18 protein-coding genes are annotated in these 22,621 nt (G+C 72.6%); 14 read left to right on the top strand and 4 right to left on the bottom strand.

Features of this window, described 5'->3' with window-relative positions:
• Positions 1-3 precede the first annotated feature (3 nt).
• Both ACFZ8E_RS14090 and ACFZ8E_RS14085 read right to left on the bottom strand, forming a co-directional pair.
• Positions 4-1,896 (bottom strand): glycoside hydrolase family 15 protein, encoded by a 1,893-nt coding sequence (locus ACFZ8E_RS14090; protein ID WP_147841742.1) that lies wholly within the window; start codon positions 1,894-1,896, stop codon positions 4-6.
• Between the two features lie 174 nt (positions 1,897-2,070).
• Complete coding sequence (locus tag ACFZ8E_RS14085) at positions 2,071-2,640, bottom strand: hypothetical protein (protein ID WP_243948842.1); 570 nt, start codon at positions 2,638-2,640, stop codon at positions 2,071-2,073.
• A gap of 254 nt (positions 2,641-2,894) precedes the next feature.
• Between ACFZ8E_RS14085 and ACFZ8E_RS14080 the strand changes: the two genes are divergently transcribed.
• From ACFZ8E_RS14080 to ACFZ8E_RS14040, 9 genes are all read left to right on the top strand, one after another.
• Positions 2,895-3,482 (top strand): ANTAR domain-containing response regulator, encoded by a 588-nt coding sequence (locus ACFZ8E_RS14080; protein WP_147729847.1) that lies wholly within the window; start codon positions 2,895-2,897, stop codon positions 3,480-3,482.
• Between the two features lie 21 nt (positions 3,483-3,503).
• On the top strand, positions 3,504-4,520 hold the full coding sequence (locus ACFZ8E_RS14075; RefSeq protein ID WP_405043012.1) for a CmpA/NrtA family ABC transporter substrate-binding protein: 1,017 nt from the start codon (positions 3,504-3,506) through the stop codon (positions 4,518-4,520).
• 81 nt (positions 4,521-4,601) lie between these two features.
• Positions 4,602-4,814 carry a hypothetical protein gene (locus ACFZ8E_RS14070; RefSeq protein ID WP_405043011.1) on the top strand — a complete coding sequence of 71 codons (213 nt, stop codon included), beginning with the start codon at positions 4,602-4,604 and terminating at the stop codon, positions 4,812-4,814.
• Between the two features lie 404 nt (positions 4,815-5,218).
• Entirely contained in the window at positions 5,219-6,496 is a 1,278-nt protein-coding gene (locus tag ACFZ8E_RS14065; RefSeq protein ID WP_147727642.1) for an NAD(P)/FAD-dependent oxidoreductase, read from the top strand.
• Positions 6,497-6,508: 12 nt separating this feature from the next.
• Positions 6,509-8,293: a NirA family protein gene (locus ACFZ8E_RS14060; RefSeq protein WP_405043010.1), complete on the top strand. Its 1,785-nt coding sequence runs from the start codon at positions 6,509-6,511 to the stop codon at positions 8,291-8,293.
• On the top strand, positions 8,290-9,891 hold the full coding sequence (locus ACFZ8E_RS14055; protein WP_243935943.1) for a sulfite reductase subunit alpha: 1,602 nt from the start codon (positions 8,290-8,292) through the stop codon (positions 9,889-9,891). Before ACFZ8E_RS14060 ends, ACFZ8E_RS14055 begins: the two co-directional genes overlap by 4 nt.
• Before the next feature lie 113 nt (positions 9,892-10,004).
• On the top strand, positions 10,005-12,707 hold the full coding sequence (locus ACFZ8E_RS14050) for a nitrate reductase (protein WP_244032809.1): 2,703 nt from the start codon (positions 10,005-10,007) through the stop codon (positions 12,705-12,707).
• 44 nt (positions 12,708-12,751) lie between these two features.
• On the top strand, positions 12,752-14,200 hold the full coding sequence (gene cysG, locus ACFZ8E_RS14045; RefSeq protein ID WP_243933151.1) for a siroheme synthase CysG: 1,449 nt from the start codon (positions 12,752-12,754) through the stop codon (positions 14,198-14,200).
• A 215-nt stretch (positions 14,201-14,415) separates the two neighbouring features.
• Positions 14,416-14,997 carry an SCO family protein gene (locus ACFZ8E_RS14040; protein ID WP_147843809.1) on the top strand — a complete coding sequence of 194 codons (582 nt, stop codon included), beginning with the start codon at positions 14,416-14,418 and terminating at the stop codon, positions 14,995-14,997.
• A gap of 16 nt (positions 14,998-15,013) precedes the next feature.
• On the opposite strand, the gene ACFZ8E_RS14035 is transcribed toward ACFZ8E_RS14040, so the two are convergent.
• A complete protein-coding gene (locus ACFZ8E_RS14035; protein WP_405043008.1) occupies positions 15,014-16,882 on the bottom strand; it encodes a glycosyltransferase in 1,869 nt (622 codons plus the stop codon).
• A gap of 169 nt (positions 16,883-17,051) precedes the next feature.
• On the opposite strand from ACFZ8E_RS14035, the gene ACFZ8E_RS14030 reads away from it, so the two are divergent.
• The 5 genes from ACFZ8E_RS14030 (at position 17,052) to ACFZ8E_RS14010 (ending at position 21,328) form a co-directional block, all read left to right on the top strand.
• A complete protein-coding gene (locus ACFZ8E_RS14030; protein WP_405044382.1) occupies positions 17,052-17,897 on the top strand; it encodes a transporter substrate-binding domain-containing protein in 846 nt (281 codons plus the stop codon).
• Positions 17,898-18,005: 108 nt separating this feature from the next.
• Positions 18,006-18,335, top strand: a complete 330-nt coding sequence (locus tag ACFZ8E_RS14025) for a nucleotidyltransferase domain-containing protein (protein ID WP_405043006.1) — start codon at positions 18,006-18,008, stop codon at positions 18,333-18,335.
• On the top strand, positions 18,332-18,844 hold the full coding sequence (locus ACFZ8E_RS14020) for a hypothetical protein (protein WP_405043005.1): 513 nt from the start codon (positions 18,332-18,334) through the stop codon (positions 18,842-18,844). The genes ACFZ8E_RS14025 and ACFZ8E_RS14020 overlap by 4 nt, the downstream gene beginning before the upstream one ends.
• An 81-nt stretch (positions 18,845-18,925) precedes the next feature.
• Positions 18,926-20,644 (top strand): lysine--tRNA ligase, encoded by a 1,719-nt coding sequence (locus ACFZ8E_RS14015; protein ID WP_405043004.1) that lies wholly within the window; start codon positions 18,926-18,928, stop codon positions 20,642-20,644.
• Positions 20,645-20,716: 72 nt separating this feature from the next.
• Positions 20,717-21,328, top strand: a complete 612-nt coding sequence (locus tag ACFZ8E_RS14010; RefSeq protein ID WP_405043003.1) for a pyridoxamine 5'-phosphate oxidase family protein — start codon at positions 20,717-20,719, stop codon at positions 21,326-21,328.
• 15 nt (positions 21,329-21,343) lie between these two features.
• On the opposite strand, the gene ACFZ8E_RS14005 is transcribed toward ACFZ8E_RS14010, so the two are convergent.
• A complete protein-coding gene (locus tag ACFZ8E_RS14005) occupies positions 21,344-22,531 on the bottom strand; it encodes a putative zinc-binding metallopeptidase (RefSeq protein ID WP_405043002.1) in 1,188 nt (395 codons plus the stop codon).
• Between the last annotated feature and the right edge of the window lie 90 nt (positions 22,532-22,621).

The raw sequence follows: 22,621 nt of genomic DNA, 5'->3' as shown, positions 1-22,621 counted from the left end.
TCGTCACTGCGGCGCGAGACTGCTCGCGACCGCGCGCGGATCGTGCTCACGCGAAACTTGCGCGCCCGGCCCGCGGCCGGCGGGCGCATCCGAATCGTCGGCGCCGCCCCGCTCCTTCGCAGGCCCTTCGGCCCGGCTGTAATTGAGGATGGTGTTCACGAGCGCAACATGCGTGAACGCCTGAGGGAAGTTGCCCACCAGCCGCTGGGCCTTCCCGTCGTACTCCTCGGACACGAGCCCGAGGTCGTTGCAGATGCCGATCAGGCGCTCGATCAGCGCGCGGGCTTCCGCGCGGCGGCCGAGGCCGATCAGGTTGTCGGCGTACCAGAACGTGCAGGGCAGGAACGCGCCCTCGTTGCCGGGCAGCCCGTCCGTGGTCTGCCCTTGCGTGTCGTAGCGCAGGATGAAGCCGTCGCGCATCAGGTCCCGGCCGATCGCCTCGACGGTGCCGACCACGCGCGGGTCGTCCTGGGGCAGGAAGCCCATATGGGCGATCAGCAGCAGGCTCGCATCGAGCTGCTTCGAGCCGTAATATTGCACGAAGCTGTTGAGCTCCGGGTCGAACCCCTTCTCGCACACCTCCGCGTGGATCCGGTCGCGGATCGCCTTCCAGCGCGCGACCGGTGCGTCGGGGGCGCCGGGCTGGCCGGCGTGGCTGCGGATCGCGCGGTCGAAGGCGACCCAGGCCATGACCTTCGAATGGACGAAGTGCTTGCGGCCGCCGCGCACCTCCCAGATGCCCTCGTCCGGCTCGCTCCAGACCTTCTCCAGATGCGCGATGATCGCCAGGCCCACGCGCCAGCCGTCCTTGTCGGTCGGCATGCCGCGCATCCGCGCCTGGTAGAGCGCGTCGAACAGCTCGCCGTAGACGTCGAGCTGGAACTGCGACACCGCGGCGTTGCCGACCCGGACAGGCTTCGAGCCCTCGTAGCCGGGCAGCCAGTCGAGCTCGATCTCGGGCAGCAGCCGCTCGCCGGCGATGCCGTAGAGGATGTGCGCCTGCTCCGGATTCCCGGCCACCGCGCGCTGCAGCCAGTCGCGCCACGCCCGCGCCTCCTCGAGGAAGCCGCCATCCATCAGCGCCATCAGGGTGAAGGTCGAGTCGCGCAGCCAGCAGAACCGGTAGTCCCAGTTGCGGACGCCACCGAGCGACTCCGGCAGAGAGGTCGTGGGCGCGGCCACGATGCCGCCGGTCGGCATGTAGATCAGCGCCTTCAGCGTCAGGAGCGAGCGCTTCAGCATCGCGTCCCAGGGCGTGCCCTTCGCGCAGCGGTCGGACCAGTCCCGCCAGAACTGGTCGGTGGCGGCCAGCACCTTGCGCGGCTCGATCGGGGGCGGGTCGTCCTCGTGGCTGGCGCCGTAGCTCAAGGTGAAGGCGACCGACTCGCCGGCATGGACCGTGAACTCCGAGACCGTGGTCTGCCCATGGCCCCTGAGATGCGCCTTGGTGCGCAGGACCGCCTTGTGCGGGCCCGAGATCGCCCGGAGGTCGCCGAGCTCGTTGTGCGACACCCACGGCACGGCCGAGCCGTAATCGAAGCGCATCGCGAGATCCATGCGCATCGCGACGCGTCCGTGCAGCCCCTCGACGAGGCGGATCAGGTGCGATCCGTCGCCGGCGGGCATGTAGTCGATGACCCGGACCTCGCCCTCGCGGGTCTTGTGGTGGGTCTCCAGCACGAGGCTGCCTTCGCGGTAGGCCCAGGTGGTCTCGACATGCCCGGCCTGCGGCGCGAGGCGCCAGAATCCGTGCTCCTCTGTGCCGAGGAGGGAGGCGAACAGGGCGGAGGCATCGAAGCGCGGCCAGCACAGCCAGTCGACGCTGCCCTGCCGGCTGATCAGCGCGGCGGTGCGGCCGTCGCCGATGAGCGCGTAATCCTCGATGCGTGCGGCCATGAAGCGGATCCGTCGCGGCCGGCGACAGCAGCCGTCCGATGCACTGCACCTAGGTCGGCGACGCGATGCGGTCCAGGGCGCGCCCGGGAAATCCGATGGCGGCGGCAGTGCGGGACGGATCGCGGCCCCGGTCGGGCGGCCGCACTGCAGCATCGCGCGGGATTCCGGGCCGCCTCAGTTGAGGCGGTCGACCAGGAGCGCGACCGAGCTGCCGAGCGACGAGGCCCCGCTGCGCAGGTAGGCGGCGGCATCCCCGACGACGCGCGCGGCCGGGGCGAAGGGGAGGGCGAGGTCCGGCAGCAGGCCGTCGCGGGCCTGCGCCTGCGCCTCGACGGGCGCGGGCCGGACGATCTCGGAGAACGGGTCGGGCCGGCGCGGCGGCCCCTCCGCGCAGCGCGGGGCGGTGCAGGCGCGCCGGAGCGGCGCGGCGGTCGCTACCCGGGCGACCGGATGCGGTGCGGCCGCGGTGCGGATCTCCGGCAGGACGAAGCTCGGCGGCACCTGCGCGAAGGCGATGGCGGCCGGCAACCGGGGCAGGGCGGCCTCGACCGGAGCCGCCGCATGGAAGGCGTGGGGCGCGACCGAGGCCGCCGGAACCGGAGCGGGCGGCGTCGGAGCCGGCTCGCGGCAGATCAGCGAGCCCGCGCCGAGGACGAGCGCCGTCACCAGGGTCGGGAGGAAGGGGAGGGAGAGGCGGCCGGAACCGCCACCGTCGAGGGCCGCGAAGGGGTCTGGCTTCGACATCCGATCCTTCGAACCTCCGCACCGTCGCGACGGCTACAGAGGTGCCCTGCATTTGCGGCGGAAGCTGGACCGTTTCCTTTCCGCTCGGTTGCGCGGCGCGATCAGGGCCGCGGGGCGAGCGCCTCGGCGCGGCGCTTCCGCCGGAACGGGGCACGCCGCTTGCCTTGCGACACGGCCGGCGGCATGCGTCGCGGCCACGCTCCGACTTGCTGCCCCGTCTTGCTGCCCCGTTTGCCGCCCAACGCCGGGCCCCGATGACCGAAACCAGCCTCACCGTCGCCGTGATCGATCCGAGCCGGGCGCGTGCCGCGATCCTGGAGGAGGGCCTGCGCGCCGCCGGGATCGGCCGCGTCGTGGTGATGGCCGACACCGCCGACCTGATGGAGCGCGTCGCCGCGCTCGCCCCCGACGTGGTGGTGATCCACCTGGAGAGTCCGAGCCGCGACATCCTGGAGCAGATGTCGGGGGTCGCGCGCCACGTCGAGCGGCCGGTGGCGATGTTCGTCGACCGCTCGGACGCCACGATGATGCAGGCGGCGGTCGATGCCGGGATCTCGGCCTACGTCGTCGACGGCCTGCGGCCCGAGCGGATCAAGCCGATCCTCGACATCGCGATCCTGCGCTTCAACGCGTTCTCGCGGCTGCAACGGGAGCTGTCGGAGGCGCGGGGCGAGCTCGCCGACCGCAAGCTGATCGAGCGCGCCAAGGGCATCCTCATGAGCATGAAGGGCCTGTCCGAGGACGAGGCCTACAAGCAGCTGCGCAAGAAGGCGATGAACGAGAAGCGGAAGATCGCCGACATCGCGCGGGCGATCGTCACCGCGGCCGACCTGCTCGGATGAGGGCGCGATGAGACTTCGCAGATGAGACTTCACCTGGGCTACGTGCCCCTCTGCGACGCGGCCCCCGTGATCGCCGCCCACGAGATGGGCTTCGCCCGCGCCGAAGGGCTCGATCTCGACCTCACCGCCGAGCCGTCCTGGGCGACGCTGCGCGACCGGCTGGCGCTCGGCTACCTCGACGCCGCGCACATCCTGGCGCCGCTGGCGCTGGCGAGCGCGCTCGGGCTGTCGGGGCCGCCCTCCGACCTGATCGTGCCGCTGTCGCTCAGCCTGAACGGCAACGCGATCACCCTGTCCGGCAGCCTCTGGGCGGCGATGGCGCCCGAGAGCGAGCGCCTCGCCGATGTCGCCCGCGCCTTCGCCCGGGTCGCGCGCGCGGGGAGGCAGGCCGGCAAGCCGCTGACGCTCGGCACCGTCCACCCGTTCTCCTCGCACACCTATCAGCTCCGGCTGTTCGCCGAGGCCGGCGGCCTCGACCCGGCCGCCGTCCGGCTGGTGGCGGTGCCGCCCCAGCACAGCGTCGAGGCGCTGTCGCGCGGGATCGTCGACGGCTTCTGCGCCGGCGCGCCCTGGAACGCGGTCGCGGTCGCGGCCGGCCTCGGGCGCATCGCCGCGCTCGGCTGCGAGGTGGCGCCGGACGCGCCCGAGAAGGTCCTCGCGGTCGCGCCGCGGCTCGACGGCGCGATCCCCGCCCTGGTGCGGGCCGTCGCCAGGGCAGGGCGCTGGTGCGCGGACCCGGCGAACCGCTCCGAGCTCGCCCACCGGCTCGCGCGGCGAGCCTATCTCAACCTCGATTCCGCCCTGATCGCCCGCACCCTCGAGGGCACGATCGTCCTCGACGGGACGGGTCTGCAGCGCGAGGCCCCCGACTACCTGCGCCTCGACGCGGCGGCGCAGGAGCCGCGCGCCGCGCATGCCGGCTGGGTGCTGGCGCAGATGAAGGCGGCCGGGCAGGGGCCGCTCGACGACCTCCTGCCCGCCGCGGAGGCGGTCTACCGCCCGGATCTCTACGCGGCGGCCGGACTATCCCCCGCCTGAGACCTGCGGGACGCCCGCATCCGACGGAATCGCCTGCGAGGAAACGGAACGCGGAGGCTGCGACGTCGTTATCGTCATGCCATGCCAGGTTGCCGCAAGCTCGACACCGCCTCGTCCATTCCCGCCTCGCGCGGACGCGTGGACCTCTCGGCCTATGTCCGGCACCGGGGCCGCGCGCCCCGGGCGATGAACGACAACCGGCGCGCGCGGGCAGCGCCCCCCTGGCGGTGGGCCTTCCTCATCGGCGCCGTCCCCGTCGTCGGCCTGATGGCAGCCCTCTCGACCCTCATCTAGCCGACCCCCGGGCACAAGCCTCCTGGACGCTCGCGCCCCTCGCCGAGCGTCCTTCCCGCGTTCGACGGGCCCGCGACGCTGCGCGGTCGAGTCGAGGGTGCATCGCGGGCCCCTGCCCGATCGGGCTTCATTCGCCTCATCTTTGTGCAGCGCACATCCTCCGCGCGAAACCGGGCACCGACCGCTCGGCCGTGCCCGGCAGAGCGCGCGAGCCTCGTCCCGCCGAACTGGCACGGAACCTGCTGAGGTGATCCGACCCGTCAACGACGACGGGCAGCACCGTCAGCGAGGCCGCTGAACCGATGTCTCCTCGCGGGCGGCGACGCTTGCCGGGAGGTCGATCGGCGGCGGCTTTTTTCGTGGCGGACGTGCCCGGCGCAATCGAGGACGAGACCCTTCCACCGATGCTCACAGCCCAGACGGATCAGGTTCCAGCCGCGGAGATCCCGCGCGAGAGGCTCGTCGTGGTCGGCAACGGCATGGCCTCTCTGCGGTTTCTCGAGCGGCTGACCGAAGGGTCGCCCGGCCGCTACGACGTCACCGTGGTCGGCGCCGAGCCGGTGGCCGCCTACAACCGGGTGCTGCTGTCCTCGCTCCTCGGCGGCGAGGTCGACGAGGCGGCCTGCGCCTTCCGCGGGCTCGACTGGTACGAGAGCCACGGCATCCGCCTGATCACCGGCGCCCCCGCCACGCAGGTCGACCGCGAGAACGCGCTGGTCGTGGTCGGCGAGACCCACGTCCTGCCGTTCGACAAGCTGGTGCTCGCGGTCGGCTCCGTGCCGATCCGCCTGCCCAAGCCCGGGATGGACCTACCCGGCATCATCACGTTCCGCGACCTGGCGGACGTGTCGGCGATCCGGAAGGCGGCGGTCCAGCACGCCAAGGCCATCGTCATCGGCGGCGGCCTGCTCGGGCTCGAGGCGGCGGTCGGGCTGGCGCGGCTCGGCGTCGACACCACCCTGCTCCACGTCATGGACCGGCTGATGGAGCGGCAGCTCGATCATTCCGCGGCCGCCCTGGTCCGCCGGGCGATGGAGGCGCGCGGCGTCAAGGTCCTGCTCAACGCCGACACCGACCGCGTCGAGGGCGACGGCCGCGTCGAGCGCCTGATCCTGGCCGACGGCACGGTGCTGCCGGCCGATCTCGTCGTCATGTCGGTGGGCGTGCGCCCGAACCTCGCCCTGGCGCAGGGCGCGGGGATCGAGACCGGGCGCGGCATCAAGGTCGACGACCGGATGACCACCTCGGACCCGCGGATCTTCGCGCTCGGCGAATGCGCCGAGCATCGCGGCATGGTCTACGGCCTCGTCGAGCCGGCCTACGAGCATGCCGAGACCCTGAGCCGCCACCTCTCCGGGCTCGAGGCCCAGTATTCCGGCACGGCGCTCTCGACGAGCCTCAAGGTCTCGGGGCTGCCGGTGTTCTCCGCGGGCGTGGTCGACACGCCCGACACCGCGGAGGCGATCGTGATGAGCGATCCGGGCGCCGGCCTCTACCGCAAGCTCCTGGTCGAGCGCGACCGCCTGATCGGCGCAGTCTTCGTCGGCGACATCGGCGAGCAGGGCCTGTGCAAGACCCTGATCCGCACCGGCGCGCCGGTCGGAGATCAGATCGACGACCTGATGTTCGGGCGCCCCGCGGCGCCCCCGGCCGAACCCCTCGCCAAGAATCTGGCAGCGTGAAGGAGGCAGACCATGGCTGAAGACTTCAACGCCGAACAGCAACGCTACCTCGAAGGCTTCGCCTCGGGCGTCGCCGCCGCCCGCCTCACCGGCGGCCTGGCCCTCGGCCAGGGCGGTCCGCCGCCCGAGCCGACCGGGCCGGACGCGATCCACATCAAGGCGCAGGACCGCACGGTGAAGGCCGGCGGCAAGCTCTGCGAGCAGGAGAAGTGGAAGCGCGCGGAGAACCCGTTCGAGGGCCACAACCGGCTGAAGGTGGAGGCCGCCACCGGCAAGGCCCCGAAGCCGGAGGACAACTTCCGCTGGCGCTACCACGGACTGTTCTGGGTCGCCCCGAACCAGACCTCGTTCATGGCGCGCCTGCGCATCCCCAACGGCATCCTGCACCATTGGCAGTTTTCCGGCGTCGCCGACCTCGCCGACGCGCATGGCGGCGGCTACGTCCACGTCACCACGCGGGCGAACCTCCAGGTGCGCCACATCGCGCCCGAGCACGCCCAGCCCTTCCTCGACGGGCTCGTCGACATCGGGCTGACGGCGCGCGGCGCGGGCGCCGACAACATCCGCAACGTCACCGGCTCGCCCACCGCCGGGATCGACGCCCAGGAGCTCCTCGACACGCGTCCGCTCGCCAAGTCCTGGAACAACTGGATCATCAACGACCAGTCGCTCTACGGCCTGCCGCGCAAGTTCAACGTCGCCTTCGACGGCGGCGGCATCGTCGCGGTGCTGGAGGAGACCAACGACATCGGCTTCCAGGCGATCGAGGTGCTGGAGGGCGCGGGCGTCGCGCCGGGCGTGTGGATACGCCTGGTGCTCGGCGGCATCTCCGGCCATCGGGACCTCGCCCGCGACACCGGCATCGTGCTGAGGCCGGAGGATTGCAACGCGGTCTCGGATGCGATCATCCGGGTGTTCATCGAGAACGGCGACCGGACCAACCGCAACAAGGCGCGGATGAAGTACGTCCTCGACGCCTGGGGCTTCGACAAGTACCTCGCCGCCGTCGAGGAGAAGCTCGGGCGCAAGCTCGATCGGGTCGACCCCGCCCACGTCGCGCCGCGCCGCACCACCGACCGGTTCGCCCATGTCGGCGTGCATGCGCAGGTCCAGCCCGGGCTGAACTGGGTCGGCGTGATCCTGCCGGTCGGCAAGATCATGAGCGACCAGGTCCGCGCGCTCGCGCGGATCGCGCAGGAATGCGGCGACGGGCAGATCCGCATGACGGTCTGGCAGAACTTCCTGTTCTCCGGCGTGCCCGACGCCAAGGTCGCCGAGGTGGAGGCGCGGGTGCAGGCGCTCGGGCTCACCACGAAGGCCGCCGGCATCCGTGCGGGGCTCGTCGCCTGCACCGGCTCGAACGGCTGCAAGTTCGCCGCCGCCGACACCAAGGGCGACGCGATGATCATCGCCGACCACGTCGAGGCCGCGCTGCCGGAGCTCGACGTGCCGGTGAACGTGCACGTCACCGGCTGCCACCACAGCTGCGCCCAGCACTACATCGGCGACATCGGCCTGATCGGTGCCAAGGTGGTGGTCTCGGAGGAGGGCGACACCGTTCCGGGCTACGACGTCGTGGTCGGCGGCGGCTTCGCCGAGAACCCGAAGATCGGCACCGAGATCTGGACCGCGATCAAGGCGGAGGACGCGCCGTCCCGCGTCGAGGCGCTGCTGCGCACCTACCTCGCCCGCCGCACCGGGCCGGACGAGAGCTTCCAGACCTTCACGGCGCGCACCGGGCCGGAAGCCCTGCGCGACCTTGCCGAAGACCAGCCAGCCCTCAAGGCAGCCGCATGAGCGAGCACGTCTCTCCCCCCCTCGTCCTCGTCCCCGAGAACGCCCCGTTCTCCGCCGACCAGCGCTCGTGGCTGTCGGGCTACTTCGCCGCCCTCCTCGGCCCGGCGGTCGAGGGCGCCACCGCCCTGGCCCCCGGCGACATGGCCGGCGGCCCCAAGCTCGCCGACAACGACGACGCGCCCTGGCACGACCCGTCGCTGCCGATCACCGAGCGCATGGAGATGGCCAAAGCCCGGCCCGAGCCGCAGAAGCTCATGGCGGCGATGGCGCAGCAGGATTGCGGCCAGTGCGGCTACAATTGCGCCGACTACGCCAACGCCATCTTCCTCAAAAGCGAGGCGCGTCTGAACCTCTGCCAGCCCGGCGGCAAGGAGACGCTCCGGATGCTGAAGAAGCTCGACGAGGAGTTCGGCACGGGCGACGCCGCCGCGCCGGCCGCGGCCGCGGGCGAGGCGGCGGCGGACAAGGCCGCCGACCTCGGCCCCCTCGGCTTCTGCCGCGAGAACCCGGTGGAGGCGATCTTCCTCGGCCGCCGCCGGCTCAACGAGCCGGGCGGCGAGAAGGAGACGTGGCACGTCGAGTTCGACCTCAGGGACACGCCGATCAGCTACGAGGCCGGCGATTCGCTCGGCCTGTTCCCGGCCAACGCGCCGGCGCTCGCCGACGCGGTGATCGCCGAGCTCGGCGCCCGCCCCGAGCGGGTGATCGGCGGCAAGACCCTGCGCGACCGGCTGATCGCCGACTACTCGCTCGGCGCCGCCCCCGACGGGCTCTACCAGCTGCTCTCGCTGCTGACCTCCGGCGAGGCCCGGCGGAAGGCCAAGGCGCTCTCGGCCGGCGAGGACCCGGACGGCGACGCCGCCTATCTCGACGTGCTCGGCGCCCTGCACAAGTTTCCCGGCGCGCGCCCGGACGCCGAGGTCTTCCTCGAATCCCTCGACGAGCTGCAGCCGCGGCTCTACTCGATCTCGTCCTCGCCGAAGATGGATGCGGGCAAGGTCTCGCTGACGGTGGACGCGGTGCGCTACAACCACCGCTCGCGCCTCCGGCTCGGCGTCGCCTCGACGCATCTCGGCGAGCGCATGCCCGAGCAGACCCGGGCGAAGATCTACCTGCAGAAGGCGCATGGCTTCGGGCTGCCGAAGGACCTCGCCACCGACGTGATCATGTGCGGCCCCGGCACCGGCATCGCGCCGTTCCGGGCCTTTCTGCGCGAGCGCGCCGCGACGCAGGCGCCTGGGCGCAACTGGCTGTTCTACGGCCACCAGCGCCAGGCGAGCGACTTCTTCTACAAGGACGAGCTCACCCGGATGCGCGACGACAAGGTGCTGACGCGCCTGTCGCTGGCCTGGTCGCGCGACGGCACCGAGAAGACCTACGTCCAGGACCGCATGCGCGAGAACGGCGCCGATTTGTGGAAGTGGCTGGAGGGCGGCGCCCACTTCTACGTCTGCGGCGACGCCAAGCGGATGGCCAAGGACGTGGAGCGCGCGATCATCGACGTCGCCGCCCAGCACGGCGGCAAATCCCCCGACGAGGCGGTGGCCTATCTCGGCGCGCTGAAGAAGGCCGGGCGCTACCAGGCCGACGTGTACTGAGCCGACAGGGCCGCCCTCCCGCTCGCGCGGGAAGGGCGGCGCTGGCAGAGCCCGGCCCGACTCTTGCTGCCTCCGCCGGCGCCGGCCGACGTCGTGAATACGAGGACCCTGCCATGACCGTGCACGTGCCGGAGCCCCAGGTCTCGAACCAGCAGGGCGCGAACCAGGCTGCGGCGGTTCGGACCACCTGCCCCTATTGCGGCGTCGGGTGCGGGGTGATCGCGACGCCGGACGGCAAGGGCGGCGCCGGGATCGCCGGGGACACCGCGCACCCGGCCAATTTCGGCCGCCTGTGCTCGAAGGGCTCGGCGCTCGGCGAGACGCTGGGCCTGGAGAACCGCCTGCTGCACCCGCACGTCGACGGCGCGCGGGTGTCGTGGGAATCGGCGCTCGGCACCGTCGCCGGCGCCTTCCGCCGCACGGCCGAGACCCACGGGCCGGACGCGATCGCGTTCTACCTGTCCGGGCAGCTGCTCACCGAGGATTACTACGTCGCCAACAAGCTCGCGAAGGGCTTCCTCGGCACGCCGCACGTCGACACCAACTCGCGCCTGTGCATGTCGAGCGCGGTCGCCGCCCACCGCCGGGCCTTCGGCTCCGACACCGTGCCGGGCTGCTACGAGGACCTCGACGAGGCCGACGTCATCGTGCTCGTCGGCTCGAACACCGCCTGGTGCCACCCGATCCTGTTCCGCCGGATGGTGGACGCGCGCACGACGCGCGGCACCAAGCTCGTGGTGGTCGACCCGCGCCGGACCGAGACCGCGGAGGAGGCCGACCTGTTCCTCGGCCTCAGGCCCGGGACCGACAGCGCGCTGTTCTCGGGCCTGCTGGTGCATCTCGACCGCATCGGCGCGTGCGACGCCCGCTTCGTGACCGACCACACCTCCGGCTACGAGGGCGCGCTCGAGCGGGCGCAGTCGATCGCGCCGACGCTGGCCGCCACCGCGGCGGCGACCGGCCTGTCGGAGGCGGACGTCTCCGCCTTCTTCGACCTGTTCGCCGCCACGCAGCGCGTCGTCACCGCCTTCTCGCAGGGCGCGAACCAGTCGGCGCAGGGGACCGACAAGGGCAACGCGATCATCAACTGCCACCTCGCCACCGGGCGCATCGGGCAGCCGGGCGCGGGGCCGTTCTCGCTGACCGGCCAGCCCAACGCCATGGGCGGGCGCGAGGTCGGGGGGCTGGCCAACATGCTGGCCGCCCACATGCACTTCGCGCCGGAGGAGGTCGACAAGGTCCGCCGCTTCTGGAACGCGCCGAACCTCATCACCGGCGAGGGGATGAAGGCGGTGGCGCTGTTCGACGCGGTCGCCCGCGGCAAGATCAAGGCGCTCTGGGTGATGGGGACCAACCCGCTGGTCTCGATGCCGCAGGCCGACACGATCAAGGAGGCCCTGAAGGGCCTCGACCTGCTCGTCGTCTCCGAGGTGATGGCCGATTCCGACACCGCCCGCGCCACGGCCCGGAAGACCGTGCTGCTGCCGGCCCTGGCCTGGGGCGAGAAGGACGGCACGGTCACCAATTCCGAGCGCCGGATCACGCGCCAGCGCCGCTTCCTCAAGGCGCCGGGCGAGGCGCGGCCGGACTGGGCGGTGCTCGCCGACGTCGGGCGCCGCCTCGGCCACGGCGCCGCCTTCGGCTTCACTTCGGCGGCGGCGGTGTTCCGCCAGCACGCCGCGCTGTCGGCGTTCGAGAACAACGGCACCCGCGACTTCGACATCGGCGCGCTCGCCGACATCGGGGACGCCGCCTACGAGACGAACCTGCCGGTGCAGTGGCCGCTGACGAAGCGCGGCGGCACGAAGGCACGGCTTTTCGCCGACGGCCGCTTCTTCACCTTCGACAAGCGCGCCCGCTTCGTCGCGGTGCAGGCGCCGGCCCTGGCGCAGGCGACGAGCGCGGCGATGCCCTTCGTGCTCAACACCGGCCGGGTGCGCGACCACTGGCACACGATGACGCGGACGGGGAAGAGCCAGCGGCTCTCGGCTCATCGCCCGGTGCCCTTCGTCCAGGTGCATCCGCGCGACGCCGCCGCCGCGGGCCTGGCCGAGGGCGGCCTCGCCCGGGTCTCGACCGCGCACGGCGCCGCCGAGCTGGAGGTGATCGTCACCGAGGCGGTGGCGCCCGGCAACCTGTTCATGCCGATGCACTGGAACGATTCGAACGCCTCGATGGCCCGCGTCGGGGCGCTGGTCCGCGGCGTGCCCGACCCGCTTTCGGGCCAGCCCGAGCTGAAGGCGACGCCGGCGGCGATCCAGGCTGCCGCCTACCGCTCGCGGGGCTTCCTGCTCAGCCGCGACCCGGTCGCGGCGCCCGCCGGATGGTGGTGGGCGCGCGCCACGATCGCCGGCGGCGCGGGCCTGCAATTCGCCACGCAGGACGGGTCGCGCGAGGCCATGCTGCTGATGCGCGGCTTGTTCCAGGGGCTGGAGCTCGCCGAGTACGCCGACCACGCCCGCGGCCGCTACCGCTGCGCGGTCTACGACGGCGAGCGCCTCCTCGCCTGCCTCGCGTTCGGTCCCGACGCGGGCCGGCCCGACTGGGAGGCGGCCAAGGCCCTGTTCGCGGAGGCGGTGCCCGGCGCGGCCGAGCGCCGCGCCCTGCTCTCGGGCCGCGCCGCCACCGCCGGGGCGGGGCCGGTGGTCTGCGCCTGCCACGGGGTCGGGCTCGACGTCATCACGGCGACCATCGCGGGCGGAGCGGGCTCCGTCGAGGCGGTGGGCGCGGCCTGCAAGGCCGGCACGAATTGCGGCTCGTGCATCCCTGAGATCCGCAAGCTGCTGCCGGAGGCGCTTGCGCGCGACGCCGCGTAGCATCAGGTTCGTCCGTGACCCTGCCGAGATCCAAGCCGACCCTCATGAGCACGCCCCGCCAGCCGCGCGAGACCCGCGCCGGCCTCGAGCCCCTCGCCGTCCTACCCGTCTTCGTGCCGCTGCAGGGGAAGCGCGCGGTGCTGGCCGGCTCGAACGGCGGCGCGCCCTGGAAGGTGAAGCTGCTCGCCGCCGCCGGCGCCCACGTCGACGTCTACGCCGCCGAGCCGAGCGAGGAGATGCGCAACGTTCCGGGCGAGATCGTCGCCGGCAGCGTGACCCTGCACGAGCGGGCCTGGACGCCGGACGACCTGTGGGGCTCGGCCTTCTGCATCGGCGCGATGGAGGACGAGGCCGAGTGCGTCGCCTTCGTCGCGGCCGCGCGCGGCACCGGCGCCATCGTCAACGCCGTCGACCGGCCGCATCTCTGCGACGTGAAGTTCGGCGCCATCGTCAACCGCTCGCCGCTGGTGGTGGGCATCTCGACGGAAGGCGCGGTGCCGGTCTTCGGGCAGACCGTGCGGGCGCGCATCGAGGCGATGCTGCCGCGCGGGTTTTCGCGTTGGGTCGCGGCGGCGCGGGACTGGCGCGAGGGCGTCACCGCCCGCTTCCACGGGTTCAGCGAGCGCCGCGGGTTCTGGGAGCGCTTCTCGGACCTGGCCTTCGCCGAGCCCGACCGGGCCCCGACGCAGGCCGACCTCGACAGGCTGCTCGCGCAGACCGAGGCCGCGCCGAAGGGCGGGGCGGTGACGCTGGTCGGCGCCGGGCCGGGCGATGCCGAGCTGCTGACGCTGAAGGCGCTGCGGGCCCTGCGCAACGCCGACGTCATCCTCTACGACGACCTCGTCGCCCCCGAGATCCTGGACTACGCCCGCCGCGAGGCGCGCACGATGCTGGTCGGCAAGACCGGCCACGGCCCTTCCTGCCGCCAGGACGACATCAACGCGCTGATGGTCTCGCTCGCCAAGTCCGGCAAGCAGGTGGTGCGCCTCAAGTCCGGCGACCCGCTGATCTTCGGCCGCGCCGGCGAGGAGATCGAGGCCTGCCGGCAGGCCGGCATCCCCGTCGCCGTGGTGCCCGGGATCAGCGCGGCGCAGGGCGCGGCCGCCTCCCTCGGCGTCTCGCTCACCCACCGCGACGCGGCGCGCCGCCTGCAATACGTCACCGGCCACGACCGCCGCGGCGCGCTGCCGGACGACCTGAACTGGGGCGCGCTCGCCGACCCTTCGGTCACCACCGTGGTCTACATGCCCAAGCGCACCCTGCGGGTGCTGCTGGAACGCGCGGTGGCCGAAGGCTTGGCACCGGCGACGCCCGCTCTGGTGGTGTTCAACGCGACGCGGCCCAACCAGGCGGCGCTGCGGGGCACGGCGGCCGATCTCGCGGAGCGGGTCGAGGCCTCGCTGCTCGAAGGACCGGCGATCCTGATGGTGGGCGACGCGCTCAAGGAACAGAGTGTCGCGGACTGCGTCGAGCAGGCGCAGATCGCGATCTAGACCCGGCCGCTTCCCGTCTGCGGCCAGCCCGATCGTGACGCCGGACGCATCGTGAGGGCGTCGCGCGGGCACCTGCCGAACCGGGTTCCAGGCCAGGGAGGCGCACGACGGAACGCGGGCCTGAGGCAAAGCGCCGGGGGCCTCCGAGGTGCCCCGACCTTGCCTCCCGCGGCCACCCATGCTGTTCCAGCGGCCGTCGCGAGAAGGTCACCTCCATGCGCCGCGCCCTCCTGCCCATCATCGCCTTCGTGCTCGGTTTCGTCGGGCTCACGGCGGCGGCCGTGTTCACGCTGATGCCGGAGCGGACGGAGGTGGCGGCCTCGAGCGTCGGCGGGCCGTTCGCGCTGGTCGACCAGGACGGCAAGGCGGTCACCGAAGCCGACTTCGCAGGCGCCACGCACCTCGTGTTCTTCGGCTTCACCCACTGCCCCGACATCTGCCCGACCACGCTGCAGCAGATCTCGGACGTGCTGGCGGCGTTGGGGCCGAAGGCCAAGGCGATGAAGGTCGCCTTCATCACCGTCGATCCCGAGCGGGACACGCCGGCGAGCCTCAAGGCCTACCTGTCGAGCTTCGATCCGCGGATCGCCGGGCTCACCGGCAGCCCGGCGCAGGTGGCGGCGGCCGTGAAGGCCTATCGTGCCTACAGCCGCAAGGTGCCGGGCAAGGACGGCGACTACACGATGGAGCACACCGCGCTGGTCTACGTGATGGACGGCAGGAACCGCTTCCTCGGCGCGCTCAACCTGATGCGCCCGGCCGACGAGACCGCGGCGGAGCTCGCGCGGCGGATCTGAGCATCCGGCGCGGGCCTCACGCCGCCGGGCGCCGCGGACGCAGCAGGCCGCTGCGCGAGGTGCGCGACAGCCCGTGCTCGGTCTTGTTCCAGCGCGAGGGCGCGCGGACGAACTCGATCACCGCGAGCCACGCGGCGACGCTGACCAGGGCGAAGTAGAGCAGCATCCCGGGCACGAACCACAGCAGGTCCCACCAGCCCCGGCGGATGCAGCCGAGCGCCGCCGGCAGGACCAGGGCCGCGGATCCCGCCAGGAACAGGGTGATCGCGACGGCGAGCGGCAGGTTCGGCCAGGGCTCGGGCGCGGCCGGGATCTCCTGGAGCAGGAAGTCGGCGCCCGCCCAGACGAGGAAGATCGGATAGACCAGGGCCGAGGCGACGGCGCCGGGCAGCAGCGTCACGGCGCAGAGCGCGTCGAGGCGCCCGAGCTGCCGGCAGGTCTCGGCGGGGCGGCGGCCGTAGGTGACGGTGGTCTGCAGGACCCCCTTCATCCAGCGGACGCGCTGGTGCAGCCAGGCCGGCAGGTTGTTCGGCGCCTCCTCGATCGTCGCGCTCGGCAGGTCGCCGACCTCGTAGCCGGCGCAGGCCAGCCGCATCCCGAGATCGGCATCCTCCGTGACGTTGCGCGCGTCCCAGCCGTGCAGCTTGCGCAGCACCTCGGTGCGCACGTGCATCGAGGTCCCGCCGAGCGGCATCGGCAGGCGCCACTGCGCCAGCGCCGGATTGAGCACGTCGAACAGGCCCGCATACTCGATGGCGAAGCACCGGGCGATCCAGGAATCCTCCGCGTTGTCGATCACCAGCCGGCCCTGGAGGCAGGCGGTGCGGGCGGGCGCCCGCGCGAAGATCTCGGCGGCGAGCCGGAGCTGGCCGGGATCGGGCACGTCCTCGGCGTCGTAGACCACGAGCAGCTCGCCGCGGGCGAGCGGCAGGGCGACGTTGAGCGCCCGCGGCTTCGTCCGCGGCCGGCCGTCGGGCACCGCGATCACCTCGAAGCGGGCGGGCAGGGGGACCGCCGCCAGCGCGGCGATGGTGCCGGCATCGTCGGCCTCGACGACGAACTTCAGGTCGAGCTTGGCCGCCGGATAGTCGAGCCGGGCCAGCGCCGAGACGAGCCGCGGCACCACGCGGGCCTCGCGATAGAGCGCCACGAGGACGGTGTAGGTCGGCAGGTCGCGGTCGCTCAGGGGCGAGGCGATCGGCGGCGGGACGGTCGGGACGCCGACGAACACGGCGCCGACGCGGAAGATCGCCATCACCAGGAACAGCGTCTGCGCCGCCACGACCAGGATCATCGCGAGGAACGGGGGCAGGGCCTCGAACACCACGATGCCGGCGCACGCCACGAGCGCGACCAGCGCCAGGGCCGGCCCCAGGGGACGGCTGCCGAAGGCCCAGTCCGGCGCCTTCGCCTCGAGGTCGTCGACCGCGTAGCCGGCGATGGCCTCGGGGATCGCCGCGAACAGGGCCGCGCGCAGGCGGGTCGGGCTCGTCACCGCCGGCATCCGCCCGCGCGGGCTGCGCCCGGCGAGCAGCTCGGCGATCTGCCGCCCGCGCGGCGCCAGTACCGCCGGGGCGGGGGCCCCGAGGACCAGGGGCGCCATGCCGAGCGAGAGGCTGTCGGGAAAGCGCGCGCCCATGCCGAGCGGGATCGGCCCGTCGAGATACGCCGCGTCGAGCGCGCGGGCGAGCGCCCGGTAATACGGCTCCTCGTCCATCAGCCCGGCCCGCAGCAGCGCGGTCGCCGCATCGGTGCCGCTCGCCTCGGCCAGCGCCGCGGCCCGGCGGAGCAAGGCCGCGTCGACGCCTTCGGCCGCCAGGAACGCGATCTCCGGCGGCAGGCCCGGTGCGCCGAGGGGCGGGCCCAGGAAACGGAGGAACGACACGGGGCCGGCTGCCGTCGGCTCCGGGACGTGCTAAGGCGGGGGCGTGAGCCGGACCCCCTCCCCATCGCGCCGTCGGCGCCCCGCGATCATAGGTGCGCCCGGCCCCGGCGCAAGCACGATGTCCTCGATCAAGACTATTCTCTTAGCCGTCGGCCTCTGCGTCGCGACGATGCCGCAGGCGGACGCCCAGGATCGTGCCGGTCAGGTGCGTGCCGGCCAGCCCGCCGCCGGCAGCCCCGCGCCCGCCGCCGTGACGGTGCCCAACTTCTGGAACCCGCGCAGCCGCGGCGAGCGGGTCGAGGCGCCGCAGACCGGCCGGGCCGTGCGCTTCCTGACCGACGACGAGTTCCCGCCGCTGCACTTCGCAGGCCCCGACGGAAACCCGACGGGCTTCGTGGTGGAGCTGGCCCGCGCCGTCTGCGAGAAGCTGTCGATCACCTGCACCGTGCAGGCCCGGCGATTCGACACCCTCCTCGACGGCCTGACGGACAAGCAGGGCGACGTCGTCGCCGCCGCGATCCCGCTGACGCCGACGCTGCGGGCGACGTTCTCCGCGACGCGCCCGTATTTCCGGTGGCCGGCGCGCTTCGCCGCCCGCGTCGACCGCGGCCTGCCGGCTCCCTCGGCGAGCGCGCTGGCGGGCAAGTCGGTGGCGGTGGTCGGCGGCAGCGCCCACGCCGCCTACCTCCAGGCGTTCTTTCCCAAGGCCGAGGCGAAGCCGTTTTCCGACCTCGCCGCGGCGGAAGGCGCGGTGAAGCGCGGCGAGGCCGACTACGTCTTCGCCGACGGGCTCGGCCTCGCCCTCTGGGTCGGCGGCCTGGAGGCGGGCAATTGCTGCGCGCTCGTCGGCGGCGACTACCTCGAGAACCGCTACTTCGGCGAGGGCATCGGCCTGATCACCCGGCCCGAGGACGCGGCCCTGTCGCGCGCGCTGGACGACGCGCTGCAGCGGGTGTGGGACGACGGGAAGTACACCGAGCTGTACCTGCGGTTCTTCCCCGTCAGCCCGTTCTGATCCGCATTGCGTCCGGGACCGACGAGTCTCCTTTTCCGCAGGCGTTCCTGCGGGTATCCTCGGGGCGGTCCTGCGAAGGGGCGATCCCGCAAACGGCGTGCGGCGGCCATGACGGCTCCGAGCCCGTTCGAGCGCATCCTCGCCGCCCGCGTCGCGGACCGTCACCGGACGGCGCGAGGCCTCGCGGCACGGATCGTGTCCGACGTCGAGGCGCAGGGTCGCGCGATCAGCCTCATCGGCTCGCTGGCGACCGGGCGTTTCCGGCTGCATTCCGACATCGACCTCCTGGTGCGCGGGCCGATCGATCCGGCCGAACGCGCCGCCGTCGAGCGGGCGGTGGCTGCGGTGATGCGCGGCACCGGCATCCCCTACGACCTGATCTATGCCTGCGATCTCACGCCGTCGCAGCGGGAGGCATTCGAGAAGGCGGTCCCGTGATCGCGTCGCGACTGCCCGCCTTCGCCAAGCCTGGTCCGAAGCTCGACCGCGCGGGCCGCGAGCTGGCGAACCTCGACGCGTTCCTCGCCGGATACGACGCCCTCCCGCCGGAGCAGCGGACGACGTGGGGGCAGCTCACGGCGATCGCGGCCGCCCTTCACAACGCTGACAACGGCATCGAGGACGTGCTGCTCGGCATCGCCAAGGACGTCGACGGGGCCGCGCCGACCGGCGACACCTCGCACCAGAACCTGCTCGATCAGATGCGGGCGCAGATACCGGGCCTGCGTCCGGCCGTGCTCGACGACGAGCTCTACGTTTCGCTGATGGAGCTGAAGGGCTTTCGGCACCGCGTGCGGCACAATTACGGGTTCGACCACGACGCCGGCCGGACGGAGCAGAACCGGGCGCTGATGCAAGCGACCTTCCCGAAACTCGTCGAGGCCGTCAGGACGTTGGAGAACCGGCCGACGGGATCGGGGGCCGACGACCCGGCCGAGCGGCCGTAAAAGTCGATTTCGCATCGCGGCAAACCTCATTAGGGTGCCGCACCCGCGAAGATCCCGTGTCACAGTCCAGCGTCCCAGCCCATGTCCGCGCCCCTCCACTTCGACCCCGACCTGATCGAGGCCGCCGCCACCGCCGCCGCCTGGCCGTTCGAGGAGGCGCGCAAGCTCGTGGCCCGGCTGGAGCGCCGGCCCAAGCCGGAGGTGCTGTTCGAGACCGGCTACGGGCCGTCGGGGCTGCCGCATATCGGCACCTTCGGCGAGGTGGCGCGGACCTCGATGGTGCGCCACGCCTTCCGGGTGCTGACGAAGGACGCCGTGCCGACGCGGCTGATCGCGTTCTCCGACGACATGGACGGCCTGCGCAAGGTGCCCGACAACGTGCCCGAGCGCGCGATGCTGGCCCAGCACCTCAACCAGCCGCTGACCCGGGTGCCCGATCCGTTCGGCACGCATGACAGCTTCGGCGCGCACAACAACGCGGAGCTGCGCCGCTTCCTCGACGCCTTCGGCTTCGACTACGAGTTCCGCTCGGCCACCGACTGCTACCGCTCCGGCGTGTTCGACGCGGCCCTGATGCGGGTCGCGGAGCGCTACGACGCGGTGATGGCGATCATGCTGCCGTCGCTGCGCGCCGAGCGCTCGGCCTCGTATTCCCCGTTCCTGCCGCTGCACCCGGTGACCGGGGAGGTGATGCAGGTGGTGATCGACGCGGTGCACGCGGACCGGGGAACGCTCGCCTGGCGCGACCCGAAGACCGGCGAGGCCTACGAGACCCCGATCACCGGCGGCCACGCCAAGCTGCAGTGGAAGCCCGACTGGGCGATGCGCTGGGTGGCGCTGGGCATCGACTACGAGATGGCCGGCAAGGACCTGATCGATTCGGTGAAGCTCTCCGGGCAGATCGCCCGCGCGCTCGGGGGCGAGCCGCCGGAAGGCTTCAACTACGAGCTGTTCCTCGACGAGAAGGGCCAGAAGATCTCCAAGTCGAAGGGCAACGGGCTGACCATCGACGACTGGCTCGCCTACGGCACGCCGGAGAGCCTGAGCCTGTTCATGTACAACAAGCCGCGCGAGGCCAAGCGGCTGTTCTTCGACGTGATCCCGCGGCACGTCGACGAGGTGCTGAGCTTCTCCGAGCGCTACGCCGCGCAGGACGCCAAGCTGCGCCTGGGCAACCCCGTCTGGCACATCCATGCCGGCAACCCGCCCGCGCCGGAGCGGATCGGGGAGGGCGCGCAAGGGGGGTCCAAGGGCAGCGTGAGCTTCGCGATGCTGCTCAACCTCGTGGCGGTGGCCAACGCCGAGGAGCCGGGCGTGCTCTGGGGCTTCATCCGGCGCTACGCCGCCGACGTCGGCCCCGAGACCCATCCCGGCCTCGACCGGCTCGTCGGCCACGCGCTGGCCTACTTCCGCGACTTCGTGCGCCCGGCCAAGAGCTACCGGGCCCCGAGCCCGGAGGAGCGCGCGGCCCTCGACGACCTCTCCGCGTCGCTCTCCGAGCACGACGGCTCGACCGACCCAGAGGGCTTGCAGGCGGTGGTCTACGAGGTCGGGCGGCGGCACTTCCCGGACCTGTCGGGCAAGGGCAAGAGCCCGGACGGACGGCCCGGCGTGTCGCAGGCGTGGTTCACGACGATCTACAACGTGCTGTTCGGCGAGGCCCGCGGCCCGCGCTTCGGCTCGTTCGTGGCGCTCTACGGCGTGGCGGAGACCCGCGCGCTGATCGCCAAGGCGCTGTCGGGCGAGCTGCTGGCCGAGCACGCGGCGTTCACGGCGAGCCGCGCAGCGAAATCCGCCTGACGGGCGTTCGCGGGATCGTCACGCACCGCGCGTGACGCACCACCATCGGATCGGGCGCTCGGGGGCAGGGGCATGATCGTACGGGACCTCGCCGGGCTCGAGGCCATCTACGGCGACTACCTCGCCCCGGCCTCCGTGGTGAAGGAGAGCGAGCGGATCACGGCGCACTACGCCGCGCTGATCGCGGCCTCGCCCTTCGCGATCCTCGCCACCGCCGGCCCGGAGGGGCTCGATTGCAGCCCGCGGGGCGACGGTCCGGGCTTCGTCCGGGTCGTCGACCCGCACACCCTGGTGCTGCCCGACCGCCGCGGCAACAACCGGATCGACAGCCTGCGCAACGTGGTGCGCGATCCGCGCGTCGCCCTGCTGTTCCTGATCCCCGGCTCGGGGACGACCTTCCGCGTGAACGGGCGGGCCGTGGTCTCGGCCGATCCGGCCCTTTTGGAAAGCTTCGCCGTCGACGGGCAGGCGCCGCGCACCGCCCTCGTGGTCACCGTCGAGCAGGCCTACTTCCAGTGCGCCCGCGCCGTCGTCCGCGCGCAGCTGTGGGATCCCGCCCGCCACGTCGAGGCGGGGACGCTGCCGAGCCCGGGGACGATCCTGGCCGCCCTGAGCGCGGGCGAGGTCGGCGGCCGCCCCTACGACGAGGCCTGGCCGGCACGCGCGGCCGCCACCCTCTGGTAGGGCGGCCGGGCGCGCTCACGCGTTCGGCACCGCCACCTTCTGGCGCAACCCCGCGATCACCGCGCGCAGGATGTCGGCGCCCGCCCCCGCGCCGGCCTTGGCGCTCATGTCGCCGCGCACCGCGTAGATGCGCTCGTGCACGAAGGCGAGCTTGGCGATCACCGCGGGCGTCAGGCGGAACGGGTAGAGGTCGGGCTGCCCCATGCTGCGGGACAGCGAGTTCACCGCGTAGGTGAGCGGCAGCCACGCCGCGATCAGCTTGTCGAGGTCGGGCGTGCGATAGGGATCGAAGTCGATCACCACCGGCTCGCTGCCGCCCCGGCGCAGCTGCGGCCGCAATTGGAGCGCGAAGGTCGAGGCGGTCTCCACCGTGTCGACGATGTGCAGGTAATGCGCCCAGGTCTCGGCGAAATCCTCCCACGGGTGGCTCGTGGCGTAGGCCGAGACGAAGGATTCCTCCCAATCGCCCGGCGCGCCGTGGGCGTAGTGGTTCTGCAGGGCGCCGACGTAGTTCAGGCTCTCGTCGCCGAACAGATCGCGGAACGTCCACAGGTGCGGGCTGTTCTGGACCAGCAGGTACCAGAAGTAATGCCCGATCTCGTGGCGGAAATGCCCGAGCAGGGTGCGGTAGTGCTCGCCGAAGCGGATCCGGCGCCGCTCGCGCTCGACGTCGTCGGCCTCGGCGATGTTCATGCTGATCAGGCCGTTGAGGTGGCCCGTGAGCACCGGCGGCCCGATCAGGAAGCTCTCGGACGGGTCGACCAGGAAGTCGAAGGCGAGCCCGTCGGTGTATTGCGCACGGGTGGCCAGCGGCAGGTCGAGGCGCAGCAGCGAGTAGAACAGCCGGTGCTTGGCCGCCTCGACCTGGCGCCAGCGGGTCAGGTTCCAGGCGAGCGTCAGGTCGGGGACGACGCGGTTGTGGCGGCAGGTGACGCAGAACGTCTCGGGCGCGTCGTCCGGCACGAGCCAGTTGCAGGCCGCGTGCCGGGCGTTGGCGCAGAAGCGGTAGCGCTGGCCGGGCCGCGCGTAGGCGTGGAAGGTCTGCGCATCGGCCGAGCCCGGATGGGCCGAGCGGACCGACGGCTCGAGCGCGGAGATCTCATGCACCTCGCAGACGTAGCCGAGGCGCCGCTGGCAGCTGTCGCAGGCCGTGCTCTCGAAGGTGAGCGGCTGGTCGCAGGCTTGGCACTGGAAGATCTTCATGGCGGGTCCCGGCGCCCGAGGCGGGCAAGCACCCTGTCGTCGAAGGCGTCGTCGGCAGTCGTCGGCGGCCGCCGCCAGGCGGACCGTCCT

It is taken from the genome of Methylobacterium sp. HMF5984 (genome assembly GCF_045033435.1).
In the GTDB taxonomy this organism is placed as follows: domain Bacteria; phylum Pseudomonadota; class Alphaproteobacteria; order Rhizobiales; family Beijerinckiaceae; genus Methylobacterium.
The sequence above is the reverse complement of the archived record's forward strand: the minus strand, read 5'-3'. Positions and strand labels throughout refer to the sequence as shown.